This is a genomic window from Mycolicibacterium stellerae, assembly GCF_003719305.1.
Lineage (GTDB): Bacteria > Actinomycetota > Actinomycetes > Mycobacteriales > Mycobacteriaceae > Mycobacterium > Mycobacterium stellerae.
In genome coordinates, this window is record NZ_RARC01000082.1 from 1 (window position 1) to 776 (window position 776).

General features: G+C 63.1%; 1 protein-coding gene. It reads left to right on the forward strand.

The window, feature by feature from the left end; translation table 11 throughout:
• Positions 1–776: NADH-quinone oxidoreductase subunit NuoH (nuoH, locus tag D6M19_RS34050; RefSeq protein ID WP_123029681.1), on the forward strand; the 776-nt coding region annotated here is incomplete at both ends.

Consider the following 776-nt stretch of genomic DNA (forward strand, 5'->3'; position numbering starts at 1 on the left):
TTTCTGTTGTTGACGGTGTTGGCGGCGATTTTGATCGAGCGGAAGTTGTTGGGCCGTATGCAGATGCGGTTTGGTCCCAACCGGGTGGGCCCAAAGGGTTTGCTTCAGTCGCTGGTCGACGGCATAAAGTTGGGGCTCAAAGAAGGCCTGATTCCCACCGGTGTGGACAAGCCCATCTACCTGCTGGCGCCGATCATCTCGACGGTGCCCGCGTTCATGGCCTTCGCGGTGATCCCGATGGGGCCGGTGGTCTCGGTGTTCGGCCACCACACCCCGCTGCAGCTGACCGACCTGGCCGTTGCGGTGCTCTACATCCTGGCGGTCACCTCGATCGGGGTGTATGGCATCGTGCTGGCCGGCTGGGCGTCGGGATCGACCTATCCGCTGCTGGGCGGGCTGCGGTCATCAGCGCAGGTGATCTCTTATGAGATCGCCATGGCGCTGTCGTTTGCCGCGGTGTTCCTCTACGCGGGCACCATGTCCACCTCGGGCATCGTGGCCGCCCAGGACGGCAGATGGTTCGTGTTCCTGCTGCTGCCGTCGTTTCTGGTGTATGTCACCTCGATGGTCGGTGAAACCAACCGCGCACCTTTTGATCTGCCCGAGGCCGAGGGCGAACTGGTCGGCGGCTTCCACACCGAGTACTCGTCGCTGAAGTTCGCGATGTTCATGCTCGCCGAGTACGTCAACATGACCACCGTGTCGGCGTTGGCCACCACGATGTTCCTCGGCGGCTGGCACGCGCCGTGGCCGATCAGCCTGTGGGACGGCGCCAA